The organism is Bacteroides sp. OF04-15BH (genome assembly GCF_003477995.1).
Taxonomy (GTDB): Bacteria; Bacteroidota; Bacteroidia; order Bacteroidales; family Bacteroidaceae; genus Paraprevotella.
The window spans coordinates 42,521-58,673 of record NZ_QUEM01000016.1; the positions used below are offsets into that span (position 1 = coordinate 42,521).

Annotated in this window: 15 protein-coding genes and 2 pseudogenes; 5 read left to right on the top strand and 12 right to left on the bottom strand. The window is 38.5% G+C overall.

Translation table 11 applies throughout. The features are described 5' to 3' along the window. Positions 1–13: 13 nt before the first annotated feature. The 4 genes from DXA74_RS08735 to DXA74_RS08750 all read left to right on the top strand — a co-directional run bounded on the left by DXA74_RS08735 (position 14) and on the right by DXA74_RS08750 (position 6,846). Complete coding sequence (locus tag DXA74_RS08735; protein WP_118526714.1) at positions 14–1,351, top strand: radical SAM/SPASM domain-containing protein; 1,338 nt, start codon at positions 14–16, stop codon at positions 1,349–1,351. A 68-nt stretch (positions 1,352–1,419) separates the two neighbouring features. Next, complete coding sequence (locus DXA74_RS08740) at positions 1,420–3,639, top strand: DEAD/DEAH box helicase (RefSeq protein WP_158576047.1); 2,220 nt, start codon at positions 1,420–1,422, stop codon at positions 3,637–3,639. A 15-nt stretch (positions 3,640–3,654) separates the two neighbouring features. Further along, positions 3,655–6,303: a hypothetical protein gene (locus DXA74_RS08745; RefSeq protein ID WP_118526718.1), complete on the top strand. Its 2,649-nt coding sequence runs from the start codon at positions 3,655–3,657 to the stop codon at positions 6,301–6,303. Between the two features lie 3 nt (positions 6,304–6,306). Beyond that, positions 6,307–6,846 (top strand): hypothetical protein, encoded by a 540-nt coding sequence (locus DXA74_RS08750; protein ID WP_118526720.1) that lies wholly within the window; start codon positions 6,307–6,309, stop codon positions 6,844–6,846. 111 nt (positions 6,847–6,957) lie between these two features. Here DXA74_RS08750 and DXA74_RS16925 read toward each other — a convergent pair. The 5 genes and pseudogenes from DXA74_RS16925 to DXA74_RS08770 all read right to left on the bottom strand — a co-directional run. After that, positions 6,958–7,110, bottom strand: a pseudogene (locus DXA74_RS16925) (IS256 family transposase); the annotation flags it as partial. Positions 7,111–7,125: 15 nt separating this feature from the next. Continuing rightward, the gene (locus DXA74_RS08755) at positions 7,126–7,692 is read right to left on the bottom strand and encodes a YdeI family protein (protein WP_118526770.1); all 567 of its coding nucleotides are present in this window, start codon (positions 7,690–7,692) and stop codon (positions 7,126–7,128) included. Between the two features lie 16 nt (positions 7,693–7,708). Continuing rightward, positions 7,709–8,083, bottom strand: a complete 375-nt coding sequence (locus tag DXA74_RS16580; RefSeq protein ID WP_233550496.1) for a hypothetical protein — start codon at positions 8,081–8,083, stop codon at positions 7,709–7,711. 78 nt (positions 8,084–8,161) lie between these two features. Next, a complete protein-coding gene (locus tag DXA74_RS08765) occupies positions 8,162–8,824 on the bottom strand; it encodes an HAD family hydrolase (RefSeq protein ID WP_118526722.1) in 663 nt (220 codons plus the stop codon). After that, complete coding sequence (locus DXA74_RS08770; protein WP_118526772.1) at positions 8,811–9,419, bottom strand: sugar O-acetyltransferase; 609 nt, start codon at positions 9,417–9,419, stop codon at positions 8,811–8,813. Before DXA74_RS08770 ends, DXA74_RS08765 begins: the two co-directional genes overlap by 14 nt. A 104-nt stretch (positions 9,420–9,523) precedes the next feature. On the opposite strand from DXA74_RS08770, the gene DXA74_RS08775 reads away from it, so the two are divergent. Next, positions 9,524–10,366, top strand: coding sequence for an AraC family transcriptional regulator (locus DXA74_RS08775; RefSeq protein ID WP_118526774.1), 843 nt, complete (start codon positions 9,524–9,526; stop codon positions 10,364–10,366). Here DXA74_RS08775 and DXA74_RS08780 read toward each other — a convergent pair. The 7 genes and pseudogenes from DXA74_RS08780 to DXA74_RS08810 form a co-directional block, all read right to left on the bottom strand. Next, positions 10,348–10,586 (bottom strand): annotated as a pseudogene (locus DXA74_RS08780) (DNA-binding protein); the annotation flags it as partial. The gene DXA74_RS08775 and the pseudogene DXA74_RS08780 sit on opposite strands and share 19 nt — an antisense overlap. A gap of 93 nt (positions 10,587–10,679) precedes the next feature. Then, a complete protein-coding gene (locus DXA74_RS08785) occupies positions 10,680–11,009 on the bottom strand; it encodes an HTH domain-containing protein (RefSeq protein ID WP_118526724.1) in 330 nt (109 codons plus the stop codon). A 252-nt stretch (positions 11,010–11,261) separates the two neighbouring features. Further along, positions 11,262–12,653, bottom strand: coding sequence for a tRNA uridine-5-carboxymethylaminomethyl(34) synthesis GTPase MnmE (mnmE, locus tag DXA74_RS08790; RefSeq protein ID WP_118526776.1), 1,392 nt, complete (start codon positions 12,651–12,653; stop codon positions 11,262–11,264). A gap of 71 nt (positions 12,654–12,724) precedes the next feature. Then, positions 12,725–13,597, bottom strand: a complete 873-nt coding sequence (locus DXA74_RS08795) for a nucleoside phosphorylase (RefSeq protein ID WP_118526726.1) — start codon at positions 13,595–13,597, stop codon at positions 12,725–12,727. A 42-nt stretch (positions 13,598–13,639) separates the two neighbouring features. Continuing rightward, complete coding sequence (locus DXA74_RS08800) at positions 13,640–14,920, bottom strand: hypothetical protein (RefSeq protein ID WP_118526728.1); 1,281 nt, start codon at positions 14,918–14,920, stop codon at positions 13,640–13,642. Positions 14,921–15,004: 84 nt separating this feature from the next. Next, positions 15,005–15,739, bottom strand: a complete 735-nt coding sequence (locus DXA74_RS08805) for an ATP-binding protein (RefSeq protein ID WP_118526730.1) — start codon at positions 15,737–15,739, stop codon at positions 15,005–15,007. A gap of 4 nt (positions 15,740–15,743) precedes the next feature. Continuing rightward, positions 15,744–16,112 carry a DMT family protein gene (locus DXA74_RS08810; protein ID WP_118526732.1) on the bottom strand — a complete coding sequence of 123 codons (369 nt, stop codon included), beginning with the start codon at positions 16,110–16,112 and terminating at the stop codon, positions 15,744–15,746. Positions 16,113–16,153 lie beyond the last annotated feature (41 nt).

Consider the following 16,153-nt stretch of genomic DNA (forward strand, 5'->3'; position numbering starts at 1 on the left):
GTTTTGATAGATTATGAATGGAGAATTGAATTACGATGATATACTTCATTTCCCTAATGAAATAGTTGTAGAAAAAATCAATAATTTCTATCTGGTTATTGCCGTACAAACAGCAAATTGGATTGTCCTTTATAATACCAGACAGATAGATTTTCTAAATATGCTACGTTCTGGAAAGTGCGTTGGCAATGTAATAGAAACAGTGGATAGCGAAGAAGCAATGGGTGACTTAAAGATTGTCTTGGCTGCAATTTTTGCAAGAAAATTTGCAGGAGTCAATGACGAGATAACTAAAGAATATCTTGAAGGTTACAAAATGCTTAATATATATATTACAAATGCATGTAATCTTAAATGTAAACATTGTTTTATGCTGTCCGGGAAAAAACTGGAAAATGAATTAACATTAGTAGACTGGATGGAAGTTCTGACCTCATTCAAAGAAAATGGAGGAGAATTTGTAACTTTCTCTGGTGGAGAGCCTCTTATGTTTAAAAATTTCCCGCAAATAATAAATCATGCTCATGATTTAGGTTTGAAAAGTACTGTTCTTTCCAATGGGTTGTTGTGGTCAGATAAATTGATACATGATTTGGCTCCATTTATTGATGAAATTCAGTTTAGCCTTGATGGTGTTGATGAAGAAACAAACTCCATGGTAAGAGGAAGTGGGCATTTTGAAAAAGTTGTAGATACTATTGTGAAATTTGCCAATGCTGGAGTAAAGACGTCTGTCGCTACTACATTTACTTATGACAATCTTAATGAGAATACACAGACCCGATACAAAAATCTGGTCGATTTGATAAAAGAAAAAACATCAGGTAAAGATGTATTCTTCAAACTTAGCAAGAAGCTTCTTCCCGGTAGAGATGTGCATTTTACAGCTGAAGAGAACGAAAAATATTCTGCAATAATAAAGGATATAGAAAAGCATGTTGATGAAAATGCAGATTATGAGAACTTCCTTGCCGGTCATACTGCAAATCTGGTAGCTATAAATTGTGGATTGGGAGGTATTTCTATCAGCTCGGATGGAAATGTCTACTTCTGTAACAGAATAAACGAAATGGAAACATTCGGAAATGTTACTGAGAAACCAATGTCTTTTTTCATGGAAAAAGGTAAAGAAATACATTCGGCTACTTCAGTTGATAATGTTATCCCTTGTAGAGACTGTGAATTGAGATATATTTGTGACGGTGGATGTAGAATAGATGATTTCGATTTTGCAGGTAAAATACAATCTTCGGTTTTGCCATATCATCAGATAAGTTGTAATGATGAAAAAAAGAATAAGCTGAAGAAAAGAATGATAGATAGCTTTAATTACTTTTATAAGTTTGACTGATGGAATACAGGTTTGTATGTATATTGAATAATACGACTTCAAACCGAAATATTGACATTGAAGTCTGTATGGAAACAGGTTCCAGATCTTTGTCTCCGTTTCAAAGAAAAGTAAACGGAGATGATATTCGTCGTTCCAAAATTTTTCAGACAGACCGTTTGGCTCAACTCCTGTTTATGGTTGGACAGGAAGAACAGCCGTTTATTTTCGCTCCAGTGCAAATGGTGAATGAAGAACTAATTCAAGCTTTGTCTAATCATGAATGGATATACCAGCGTTCTGGAGGGAAAAATTCATCTCTAAGAAAAATAAAAAATATAACATCTGTTCTGAAAAACTATGTTTCCTCGGATAAAATACCTATTTGCAAAGGAAAACTTATCGGGGGAGAAATTTATATATCAGATATTCGGGCGTGGTGGAAGAAAATGAATCTAAGATTTAGATATGAAGATTCTGCTACATTATATCCAATATGTTATACTTCCATTCCAATTAAAAATGATAATAACGATTTCTTTTACAGAGATAAAGAGGGTGAAGATATATTTATAGAATCTATTGATTTAAATCTTGACAGATTATACAGCACGTTATCGTTAGACAAGCCCGATGTAAAAGTACTTACAGAACTTATATCTAAGGGATGGAAACTCTATTTACCCTCTTCTAAAGGAGTATACTCTACAGCTTCATATCATAGAGATAAGAACGGGATAGAGTGGTTTTCGTCTGAAAATGAAGAAAGTCCTGACTCTTTAAATATTAAAGATATTCTTCATGCATACCTTAATAGCAGAAATTATATAGAGTCGGATGGTAACTTTAATTTGTTTGATTCTGATAAGATAAAGAATCTTACTCCTGAGAAGTTTATCGGTAGTTTGATTCCCAACAATATAAATATCGAGAATTTTTATAAACCTATACTACCTTTATCTGATAGCGAAAGAGAAAAAATAACTTCGATAGTTATTGAAAATGTGAATGTACATTTGAAACCATATCAGATGGATGGCGTTATGTGGTTATCTCAGCTCAGAAAGAATCATAGGGGAGGGCTGCTTGCTGACGATATGGGATTGGGCAAGACATTACAGACATTGGCTTATCTTACTACAATAGCTGAAGAAAGTAACAGATTTCTTGTAATATGTCCAGCTTCACTTACTGCAAATTGGAAAAATGAAATAATAAAGTTTACCCCCCAATTGTTAGAAAGAATCGAAATACAGTCATACGAAGCCATAAGGATTCATGCTTCGGAATACCGCAAAAGAGTATTTGATACAATAATAGTAGATGAAGGACAAATGGTAAAGAATGACAATACACACCGTCATAAAGCCATAGAGTCACTTAACAGACATTATTTGATTATACTTAGTGGTACTCCCATTGAAAATTCTATTGATGAAATATGGGCACAATTTAAACTTATACAGCCAGAAACTGAGCTGATATATAATAAAATCAAGAGTTTGACTGACACTAACGATAGAAAGAAGGTAGTGGAACTGTCTAAAATGTTTCTGTCACCGTTTATATTAAGAAGGACAAAAGATGATGTTTTGAATCTGCCTGATATGGTCGTAGAAAATGTATATATAAAGCTTTCGAAGGAAGAACGAGAAATATATTCCAAAGTAAGAAAAACATTTCTCCTTGCTATGAGTGATGGAACAAGTGGACGATTGACCAGTATAGCACTTGAGGGGTTATTAAGATTAAGACAATGCTGTGTAAACACCAGTCTTTTGCCACTTAATCTGAGTGGAAAAGCGATGATAGACAGTTCTAAATTCAAATTCGCAATAAAACTGATAAAGGATTTCGTTTCACAAAATCATAAAGTATTGTTGTTTTCACAATTTACTTCAGCTTTGGAATTACTTATAAAGCATTCGGAACTGAAAAAACTGAACCCGTTAATACTTACAGGTAATACGCGTAACAGACAAACACTTGTCAATACATTTCAGAATGATCCTTCTGCCACAGTTATGATGGTAAGTATAAAGGCTGGAGGAACAGGACTGAATCTTACAGCTGCCGATAGAGTAATTCTTCTGGATGACTGGTGGAATCCTGCTGTTGAAAGTCAGGCTTTTGCACGGACTCACCGGATAGGTCAAGAAAATGATGTTAAGGTATATCGTTTGGTTTGCAAAGATACCGTTGAAGAAAAAATTTTGGAACTACATAAAAACAAGGAGGAAATGTCCGAATTATTCAATACTATAAATGAAAAACTCACAATAGAAGAGATAAAACAACTTTTTGACTAATAAATCTATAATATAATGGAACATTTAAGTAATGCGCTGAAAGCTGTTTTTAAGGAACAGGATGGCGATGAAGTCCTTTTTTGTGCGAATATGATGCAAAAGGATAATCAATATAACCGTGGTGAAATGCCACGTCCTGATACGGAGATGAAAGAATCGCAGATTCAATACCTATTAAGAAAGGTTAATACATATAATACTTTAGATCAAGAATCAATAGTGGGGCAGGTTGTAGTTTCTGAGTGGATGAAACCTTTAAAGTCTCATAAAGAGTTAAAATCTTTCAACCTGTCTGTTTTCAATATGTTGTTGCATTTTGCGTGTAAGACTATATATTTTAAAAACAACGATCCGGTTTGTCATTATTCCAAATTATTAAGGTGGCATAATGTCTCAAATCTCTTTGGAGAAGATACATTTACTACTGTTTTTGCAGCATCTCTCGATATTGTTAACAGGTCCAAAAGGAAATATTTTGATTGGCCGGCATATATTGATCATAATAATAAGGAAATTAATGCTCTGTTTAAAAATAAAATGGCAGATCTCCACATGCACTTAAAAGGCTCTTCATATAATTTTGATATAAGCTGGCTTTCGATAATGAACAATATTACGAGCATGGAGAATATTTTTACCGAAGTTTATAACTTGCGGAAAACTTACGGATGGGATAAGGATCTTTATGCAAAAATGTATAGAGCATGTGCCATACGTTTATATTTAGCCTCACGAACCGGATTACTATCAGAAAATGCCCAAATTACATCTGCTCAATTGTCAATTATCATTGACGATAAAATGAATAATGCAAATGACGCTATCGTACACAGTGCAATCGATGAGTCTGCCAAACGTCAATTATTGGAATCACATTCATTGGAATTTCTACTGTCCAAAGCTAAGGAAACATCAAAACATTTTGAAGATAAATCTGACTACCAGGATTTGGATTATATACGAATTCCACGTTACAATAAGGATAATGTTAGATCTATACTTTCATCTGAAAGAGAGCTGATGTATAGTGTTTTTAGACTATTATTAGAGGGTTGTGATGACTATAAAGATATAAGTTCTCTTTTTTATAGTTATCTCTGTTATAAGATTAAATTTAGAAATGCAATAATTCAGTTAAATTCTACGGTTGGATTTCACAATTTTACATTGTATGAAGAAATAAAAGATAAGTTTATTGCAAAAAGACATAAGAAATTTCTTTATAAAGCAGCGATAGAGTCTTTTTTAATAAATGGTAAAGATAGGTATCTTGAAACTCGTATAGTTCCTGATACAACAGCAGAGGGTATAGCAGAAAAAATAAAAGAAATAGCAGAAAGTGTAGATGAAAAATATAAAGAAAGATTTTCAATTATATTACATTTCATAAAGTCTAGAGATGAAAGAAAGGATAAGGAATATAGGCATAAGGAATTAAGAGAAGATATCAAAAAAAGAGCTTTTGCTATACATAAATTCCGTAATAATGCTGAATATCTTGGAGTAGGTTCCGAAGATTATCCTCTTTCTGGATATGTTGTGGGAATTGATGCTGCAAATACAGAGCTCATGTGTCGTCCAGAGGTCTTTGCTCAAGCTTTTCGATTCCTTAGATACCATAATATAAAGAATAATGGAAGACAAAGACCTAATGATTTGAATATAACCTATCATGTTGGAGAAGATTTTTATGATATAGCAGATGGACTTCGTGCAGTCGAGGAAGCTATGATTTACTTTAACTTGAAAAATGGTGACAGATTAGGCCATTGTCTTGTACTAGGTACTGACGTAAGAAAATACTATTCCATGCGTTATAACACTATATGCTGTACCAAGCAGGTCCTGCTTGATAATATGGTTTGGTTACACCACAAGTGTAAAAGATTGTTTGGCTTTACTCCTCTCTGTTATTATTTAGAAGGAATATTTAATCAATATTTTTATGAAGTGTATCAAGGACAAATATATCAGGATGGTAAGATTAATTATGAATTATTGGATGATCCTGATGTTAAAAATAATATCAATGACTATTACCAGTCGTGGGTGTTAAGAGGGAATAATCCTAAATTTGCTAGTGATAGGGAAGAAGGTGATGATGAATTAGAACAAGAATGGGACAACTGTGCAGAAAATCATGAATATGGAATAGAAATCGCAAAATTCAATATCAATGCGCTTGAATTGTTCGATCAGTATCATAAAGATGAAATTGTAGAGAGAGGCTCGGAAGCTGTAGCCTTTACTATAAAGGAAAGCTATGTAGAAGATTTTTATAAGCTTCTTGAGGCAATACAAGAGCAATTACTTAAAGAGATTGAAAGCAAGAGGATATCTATAGAATGTAATCCTACTTCCAATTACAGAATTGGAGAAATGTCAAACTATGATGAACATCCTATACTGAAATTCTATAATAGTGGTTTGAACACTCCTTACAACAAACATGATATAGCCGTTTCAATCAATACAGACGATCAGGGTGTATTTTCTACATCATTGGAAAGAGAGTATTCTTTGATAGCTTTGGCTATTGAAAGGCATCAGACTGAAGGATTCAAAAATTCACCAAGGCAGATAATAGAATGGCTTGATAAAATTAGACAAATGTCTGTTGAACAACAATTTGATAATGATATTTTTAATTATAAAAAAGATTAGTTTATGGAAAAATTTTACAAAGAATTTGGCTTAAAAAAAGTTCTTGAGTGTGGGGGAACAAACTCTTGGGATAAAGTTAATGTAGGAAATAAAGTCTTTTTAGTGAACGATTTAAAAAAAAAGTACAAACTTACAGGATTTGAAAAACAGGTAGGAGTTGTTTGGAAAGGTAATATAGTTTCAACGAAAGAATATAAAAAAACTATATCGAAGACTATTAATAGAAGTAATGGTGAATCAGAAAAGATTGCAGAGGATATTTCAGAAAAAATTATAGAGAGCAATATCATAGAGAAAGAGGAAGGAAGTAACGATGGTATAGTCATTGGCGTAATTCCCGAAGAAGAAGGAAAATTTATTAAAGACTTCCTTGAAATGGGATGGGATGATGATATTTTATTTAGTGCAATAATAAGTCAAAACGATTCTGCAAAACCATTGGAAAACCGTTTTAAAGTGGCTGTTTATATTGAAGAATTTGATTTTAAGAAAGTTCAAAAATTTAATGAGAAAGAAAATAAAGCTAAGCAGAACGCAGATTAATCGTAAATTAGATAGTTATATTTGTAATTTATAATATAAAATCTCTTATCTCAACACTATCCAAAATTTTGTGTAAATGGAAACAGGATTCAGCTGTAAGTTTATTCTTACGATCTGGATTCTGTTTTCAAAAATAAGCATAAATTGGTTCATAATCAAGCCCCTGTTATGAATAGGCTGTGTCCATTTCTTCTCGATCTCCATAAGTGAAAGGTAAACGGTCTTTTTTACGGCATCGTCCGAAGGGAATGAAAGCTTTGATTTTATAGTGCCGTATTTTTATAATCTTCCGTTGTCATTCCATTCTCCGTAGAGAAGTCCTTTTCGGGTATTTTCTATAAATTTGTTCAGGCGACTTTCAAAAAGTTCGGGTTGATTCCTCTTGATTTGGATGGTATCAATTCTGATTCGCCTATATAAATCAGGAAATTGGCAGAAGTTCTTCCACACTACAGGGTCGGATTGTAGCCTCTGTAATATATCCTTGTCTATGATAAAACCATTAGGCGACATATCCGGCAAAACAGCTCTTCCGGCATCGGTCATCAGTCCTAACCGTTCCATTCTGCGGCATCTTTCTTTGTTGAGTTCGGACCAATTGCTTCTTGGCTTTCGTGGACAAAGTTTCTGGGCTGTTATATCATCGGCTATTTTCTTAGTAGTACTGTCTATCCAACCGAAACATAGTGCTTCTTCTACAGCATCGATATACCAGAAAGTATTGTTATCCGTAGGTCTACCACGTTTTACCACAACCCAGCATTCTTTCTCTGTTTTGTGGTTCTGAATAAGCCACTCACGTAGCTCTGCCCTTGATTTGACGTTCAGTAAATTATGTATTTCCATTGTTTGTTGTTTCAATTTACATTTTGCAATATTGGCTACCTCGTAAAATGGATTCGCAGATTGTTACCCGAAATGCCTTGTCTTTCCATAATGAATGTAAGACGTAAAGAATGCTTTGCTTGGAACACTCACAAAGTAAGGGTGTGGAAACATATCCTTGCCGGTGAAGCATGCACGTACATTCCATAAAGTGCAGATGATACGCAGAACCTTTTTCAATGATTTCGCTTTTAACTCCAGGCAGTTTGTTTGCTTCTGAAAAGAAGGTGTCCAAATCACCATTTGCTTTTTCATATAGTTGCTGATAGATTTGTAGTGTTCCACATTTCACACAATTTTTCCCGCATTCCGAAAAGAATGAGGCGCGCTGTTCCTCGTTCAGACAGCTTATCCCTTTTTCGAATCCTTAGAACCAATCTGATAAAGTCATGCTATTTCTTTTTTAGATTTCAAAAATATGGAAATATTCTCAATATTCATTGGAGATATTCAAAAGATATTCCGATATTTTCTCAATGCTGTTGAATACTTTTCCTGGATTGCATTTTTCCAGTTTTTCTTGAATAGAATTTGTTACACACCAGGCAGCGGACAAGCATACCACGTTCACCATCCTGCATTGTATTATATCAGAAACAGTATCTCCGACATACACGATTTCTGCAGGGGAAAGATGGTAAACATTCAACAATGCATTCAAAGCTTCATGTTTGGTATTTCGTTCTGCATTACCTGTTATGATTCTGTCGAAATCAGAATTCATCCCCAATTGCTGCAATGTAATCTCACAACTCTTTGCTCCTTTGCCTGTGACAAGTGCTACAGTTAGGTTATTTTGTCTTAATTGAATAATCAGTTCACGTATACCTTGAAATGGCTGTGGACACATAAAACGATGCAGTTTCATGTAAATAGGATAAAAATCTTGTAGTGCCTGTTTCCAATATTCATTTTTAATCACCTTTCTTATCATTCCTTCTTCGTTCAGACCGAAAGTCTTTATGATATCATCATCTGATAAAGTCTGTGATATATATGGTTGTACAGCCATTCTGAAAGCTTTTATGCATAGTGGAAGCGTATCCGCAATGGTTCCATCCAAATCGAAGGCTACCAACTTAATCTTGTTCATTAGGTACATTGATTTTACGGATGATTTTACAAGGATTACCTGCAGCCAAACAATCAGCTGGGATAGATTTTGTAACGACACTACCAGCACCAATGACACTTCCTTTGCCTATGGTGACACCTGGTAGAATGATGACTCCACCGCCAACCCAACATCCATCTTCGATGGTTACAGGAAGTGCATACGTATGGCGTATATATTTTATTCCGTCAGGCGTTTCCACAGGTGTTAATCGTTTTTCCAATTCAACCGGATGGGTTGCTGTATATATTTGTACATTCGGTCCTATCAGTACGTTGTTTCCTATAGTAATTCTATTACAATCGACCAGTGTACACCCTGTATTGATGCTGACATTGTTGCCAATCGTTATGTGGCATCCATAATCACATACAAATGGACTGCCTACAGAAACATTCTTTCCAATATTTTCGAACATATCTTTCAGTATAGCATACTTCTTCTCTTTTGCATCGTAGGGCAAGGCATTGTATTCTAATAACAGTTTATGTGTCTTCGTCTTAAATTCGATGAAGACAGGAGCATGACAATCATACCATTCTCCGGACAAGCATTTTTCCAGTTCTGTTTCCATAATCAGTTTTCTTTTAACTACAAAGGCAAAATTATACAACTTTTCCGATTTTGCTCTGTAATATCTTTCCTATAATCTGTATCTTTGTGAATATATACAAGCCCATGAAAAGAGAAAACTTACATCAGCCTTTTGAAATCACCCTCAGTGAGGTAGATGATACGAACTTGAAAGAACATGATCATACATTTTTTGAATTGGTATATATTCTGACCGGTACGGGAATTCAATGGATAAACAACCATAAGTTTCCGTATCATGACGGACATCTATTTCTGATTACTCCCGGTGATATTCACTCATTTGAGATTCATACCAGAACAACTTTTATCTATATCAAGTTCAATGATATTTATATCCATTCTGCTGTTTTAGGTGATGATAATATTCAGAGACTGGAGTTTATTCTCCAGCATGCTAACCATCAGCCCGGGTGTATCCTAAGAAACACCACGGATAAACTGCTTGTCAAACCCATGATAGAGGCTATCATACGTGAATACCAAAACAAGCATATCTATAGTACCGAGATAATTACGCAATTGATTAATACTATAATTATAGTGGTAGCCAGAAATGTGGCCATGTTTCTTCCTGAAAGGCTGAATGACAATTCGACAGATCTGGTACTTAATATCTTGCAATATATACAGTCCAATATCTGTTTCCCGGAAAAAATTAAAGCAAAAGAAATATGTCGACATTTTGGTATCTCTCCCAATTATCTTGGAAAATATTTTAAAAAGCAAACCAATGAAACCATGCAACAATATATATTGAATTATAAGATGAAGATGGTAGAAAGCCGACTTTTACATAGTGATATGAGGATAAATGAAATAGTAGAAGAACTGGGCTTCACTGATGAAAGCCACCTGAACAGATTATTCAAGAAATACAAGGATGTCAGTCCTACAGAATTCCGGAAAATAAATAAACTTTTATAGAATGATGGCTGGCGGATTCTGATTTTGGAAGATTGTTTTGCCGGGTATAGGTCCACACGGCGTTGACTTTGTACTTTTCCACAATCTGTTCAGCGGTATAATACTCGGTAACGTCAAATTCATCTTTTGGTCTGAGAAATTCATAAGGTTTTGTTTTCAGCATAAGTTCGATGTCGATTCTTCTGATGAGCGACATTCTTGAACTCAGCCTTGATGTACGAATATAGCTGGATTTTTGGCAAATAAAAAAGCCGCTGAAAATCAGCGACTTCATTATAGTTGGTTCTAATTCGTTGCAGTTGATTACAATATCCTACTTGCCAATTTGTGAAAATGGAATTTCATAAATCCGCATGTAAGTATAAATACTTTTTCGGCTTACCCCCAGATAAATGGCGAGTTGTTTCAGGCTGATAAATTCTCTCGCCTGTATAACTTCCAGTTCATCTACAGCCAGACGGATTCTTTTCTTCTTTTCCTCTTTCACTTCTTTTGTGACTGCATTATAGCGGTCACTTCTAATTAACTCCTTGTAATACTTGTCGTTACAAGCCTTACAACAGAAACGTGTCTTGCAGGTCTTTGCTATGAAAGTCTTCCCGCAAAATTCACAGATTCTTTCAATTCTTACCTTGTTACCCATATTTTACTCTCCAAAACTCGCTGCGAAATAGTGTGTAAAGGTGTGTAATGATGTGTAAATACCTTTTGTACTTCGCACACGTTGTTAGTGAAAAATTACTCTAATGAGTCAACAGGTACTTTCGGGGTACAAAAATATGCAAAACCGTGAAAATAAACAATGTTAGCGTAGATTGCTAACATTGTTTAATATATTGATTATTAGACTTTTATTTGTTATTGTTTGCTGGCGTTTTTCATCGTTTTTCAGTCCTTATTTCCCGATGCAGAAATTCTTAAAGATATTACCCAACACCTCATCCGTAGTAATCTCTCCACCAACGATTTCTGCAAGGTGGAACAGACATTCGCGCAAATCCTGAGAAATGAAATCACCGGACAAGCCCTGATCCATACCCTGCAACACGCGTTCAATAGATTCCAAAGCCTGCGTCAGAGCCTCGTAATGACGAAGATTGGTCACCACCACATCCCCCTCTCCCACTTCGGGCAACTGAGCTGTAGCGATCAACAGATTCTGAAGCTGCTCCAATCCCAGCTTCTCGCGGGCGGAAATGGAAATGACGTCCACTCCTTCTGGTAATTCCGGCAAATGTGCAGGTGAAGCCCCTGCCAAGAGATCAGCCTTATTCAGGACCACCACCAGTTTCTTATCGGCACACAAAGGCAGAATCTGAGGAGATAAAGTACGGATCTGTTCCGCAGCGCACTGACTGTCCACCAGCCAAAGCACGATTTGTGCCTGTTCCATTTTCTGAAAACTGCGTTCAATACCCAGACTCTCGATTGTGTCCGTAGTCTCACGGATACCGGCCGTATCAATAAAGCGGAAAGTAATGCCACCCAAATTGACCGTATCCTCAATCACATCACGTGTGGTACCGTGAATATCACTTACAATGGCCCGGTCTTCATGCAACAAGGCATTAAGCAAGGTGGATTTGCCGGCATTGGTCTCTCCCACAATAGCCACCGGGAAACCGTTCTTGATGGCATTGCCCAAACGGAAGGATTGGGCCAGATGACGGATTACCTGCTCAATTTTCTCGGCCAGAGTACGCAATTCCGAACGGTCGGCAAACTCCAGTTCTTCATGATCACTGAAATCCAACTCCAGCTCCATCAACGAAGTGAGGTGCAACAGCTGGTCACGAAGTTGGGAAAGTTCACGACTGAATCCGCCGCGCATCTGGCTCATCGCCAAACGATGAGTTGCCGCCGAACTGGAAGCAATCAGATCGGCCACTGCCTCAGCCTGGCTCAAATCCATCTTGCCATTCAGGAAGGCACGTTGTGTAAACTCACCGGGCTCGGCAGTGCGACATCCATGCTGCAACAACAGCTGCATTACCGTCTGAAGAATATAGGCAGAACCGTGACAGGAAATCTCCACACTGTTTTCACCGGTATAAGAATGCGGTGCATGAAACACACTGACCAGCACCTCGTCTACCACTTCTTCTTTCTCTCCGATAATCTGTCCGAAAGACAAGGTATAGGGTTTTGCAGCAGATAAACTCTTACCCCCTACTCCTTTATAAATAGAATCTGTTATCCTGATAGCATCCGGTCCGGATACTCGTATCATACCAATTGCTCCTCCCGGAGCTGTGGCAATAGCACAAATAGTTTCTGAGAAATTCATATTGATTTTACTTGTTTGTATAAAATAGATATGCCCGACTATCAACAGCCGGGCATACTTTTGTTTCATTTTTAAATCCGATCCAATACGGTCTGTATCAGCGAATCAATCGTCTGCTTATAAGCCGCATTGGCTTTGCCCGTACGTCGGTTGGCAATAACCATGCAACAGGTCGTTGCCTTATGGCCCAGCAAACGGGCCAGACCCGCCAGCGCCGAGCTTTCCATTTCAAAATTGTTCACACGTAGCCCTTTAAACTCAAAGTTCTCCACCTTTTCATTCTGGTGCGGATCCTGCAACGGAATGCGCAATTCACGGCCCTGTGGCCCGAAGAAGCCTCCGCAGGCGATGGTGATACCACGCACCATGTCGGTACCCGCAATACGGTCGGTCAGTTCGGGATCAGCATCTATCACATAAGGAGCTCCCTTTTGCGGACACCAGTCCATATATTCCATAAAGGCCTTTTCCAGTTCCAGATCGCACACCTCGTTTCTTCCGGCATAGTAATTCAACAGTCCGTCAAAACCGATACTCTTTACACTGGAGACAAAGGTACCTTCGGGAGTATTCAGTTGCAATCCGCCGCACGTTCCGATACGAACCAACTCCAGCGACCGGAGTTCGTCTTTTTCTTCACGGGTCTGAAAGTCTATGTTCACCAAAGCATCCAGCTCGTTCATCACAATATCGATATTGTCACAACCGATACCCGTAGAAAGCACCGTGATTCTTTTTCCTTTATAGGAACCGGTTATGGTTCGGAACTCACGGCTCTGAATATCACATTCCTGACTGTCGAAATGCGCAGCCACTGTTGGAACACGTCCGGGATCACCCACCAGAATGACCTTACCGGCCAACTGCTCCGGTTTCAGGTGCAAGTGGAAGATACTTCCATCCGGATTGATAATCAATTCAGATTCTGCAAAATACTTTTTCATAGGCCTTCAATTTTAAAATTCCGCTCCGTAATCCCAGCAGGGTTACTTGGAGCTTTTCAGATAATTTATCTCTGTATTTCTGATTTTGACTTCCTGCTCTTCCAAACCATAGTAAAGCTTTTCATAAGCCTGTTCCATGGTCAGAATCTGCTGCTTGAGCTGCTGTTTTCTGCTTTCATTGCCCTGTGCGTATGCATTACGCAACTGCAGCAGCGTTTCCTTGCTCTTCGTCAGCTGGGCCTGTCCTTCCTTCCACCACGAAGCCATTTTCTGTGCTTCAGGAGATCTGAATTCAGCCACCAGTGTATAGGTCAAATCATCATTAATGACAAAATCAAAGTCTTTTGGCTTGACAACATCCTGCTTCTCGTTCATCACCTGTTCCAGACGCTCACGAGCTTCTGCCATCAGAGCCGCATCTCCCCAGGTGGCCGCAATGCTGCTGATTCTGGCCAGTCCTTTCAGTTCCTCTTCGCTGTAAGCCTCAGAATCATAGGTCTTGCGCAATGCGTTCGGCACAAAGATATAGATGCAGACTTTTCCCGCAGGCTGGCAGCGGTCTGTCACCAACCAGCCCAGATTATTGATTTCATCAATGGCATACAAATAGTCATTGGCCGGAGAGTTAAAAGGCATACCGATATTTTCGGGCTTGAGGAAAGTCTTGTTGTCCGCATCATAACGGGTGACAAAGATATCATAGCCTCCCAGACTCTCTTCTCCGCGTGCTCCATAATAAAGAGTCACTCCATCAGAAAGCATAAAGGGATAATCCTGATCCTCATCTTCATTCAGCCCCTTTACCTGAGTAGCCTTGCTCCACTGACCTCCCAGCAGATCGCTGGTAAAGATACGTGTCTTACGGGAACCTTGCCCGTCAGCCTTTTGTGTAGGAACGGAATAATAGATCTTATTCCCCAGTTCCGACAGATAAACACTGCCCACCGAATCACCGGTACCGAAGAATTTGGCATACGAGGTCAAGGTACCGCTCTCCGGAGTAATTTTTATCGCATCCAGAAAAGTCGCCTTGTCGGTCACGATGCTGTCGATAAAAACCACACGCTCTGTGGCATGCAGCATGGCTCTCGCCATATCAATCTTGTCCAACTGCTTTTCGGCTTCTTCCGTAGACTGTTTCTTTCTTTGCAGCATCTTGATGTTGCGTTCCAACTGTGCTTCTGCATTGTCAAAATCATATTGTTCCAGATAAAAATCAACAGATGAAGAAGATACAGCCGGATTGGACTTGCTCTTCTGAGCCATTCCGTCCGTGCAGAAAGCCAAACAGGCAGCTAGCGATATGATTTTCAGTTTCATCATGTCTATTCGTTTTATACTGTTTCAAAGATAGACAAATCTTTCTAATAGAAGAATTATTTATCTGTTAAAAAACAATTCAGTGTTCTATTCTTCCACCAATTTACCCTCTCGGTCCAAAGCGTTCCACATGGAATGCCGGGCTTCGGGATTCATCTGTTCAATTTGGTCGAAGATGTTTCTCATGTCCGAACGGTGGGAATCGCGCTCGTACGGACAAAGTTTCTTTTGTTTCTGATATTCCTGCATCGCAGCCCAGGCCGCCAGATCGCGCTCCTGCACCATGCAGAACGGACGGATGATGGTCATCGGAAACTTGCGCATGCGCAACCGGGCCGGCATGGTGGAGAACTGTCCCTGAAAACTGAAGTTCAGCAAGGTGGTATGCAGAATGTCATCCTGATGATGCCCCAAAGCAATCTTGTTGCATCCCAACTCTTTGGCCGTCTCGAAAAGCATTTTCCGGCGATTCCAGGAGCACAGAAAGCAGGGGCTCTTCCGTGTGTCGGTCGAAGCATCGAAAGAGGTCTCCCGAATATGAAGTCTCACCCCGTGCTCAGCGGCAAACTGCTCCAGATAGTGATTGTCACTCTCATAGGCGATATTGGTCATGCGCACATGCAGAGCTTCCAACTGGATTTGCGGACGATAGATCCGCGCCCTCCGGGCCATGAATTCCAACAGGGCCAGAGAATCCTTGCCTCCGGAAATCCCCAACAGAATATGATCGCCTTCTTCCAGCAATCCATATTCCATGATTCCTTTGTTGAAATGACGCCAGATGCGGCGTTCCAATAAATCTTTCTCGGTCGGTTTCATCAACGGGTTATTTCATAAAGATAAAATACACGGCCAGAATCAGACAACAGAAAGCTGCCAGATGGTTCCAGTGCAGACTCTGTCCCTGAAACATCACATTGGCCATAACGGTGAAGACGATCAGAGAAATCACCTCCTGAATCACCTTCAGCTGCATCAGACTGAACGGACCGCCATTACCCACGAAACCAATACGGTTGGCCGGCACCTGACAACAATACTCCGCGAAAGCGATAATCCAGGAAAAGAGAATCACTCCGATCAGCGGCCAGTTGCTGCTGGTTCCGTTTTCCTGCAACTTCAAATGTCCATACCAGGCCAGAGTCATGAATATATTGCTGCAGATCAGCAGCAGAATACTATATAAGCCACTCATAAAAAAGACAAAACGAAATAAGAAATTAAAATCTTGCCCGC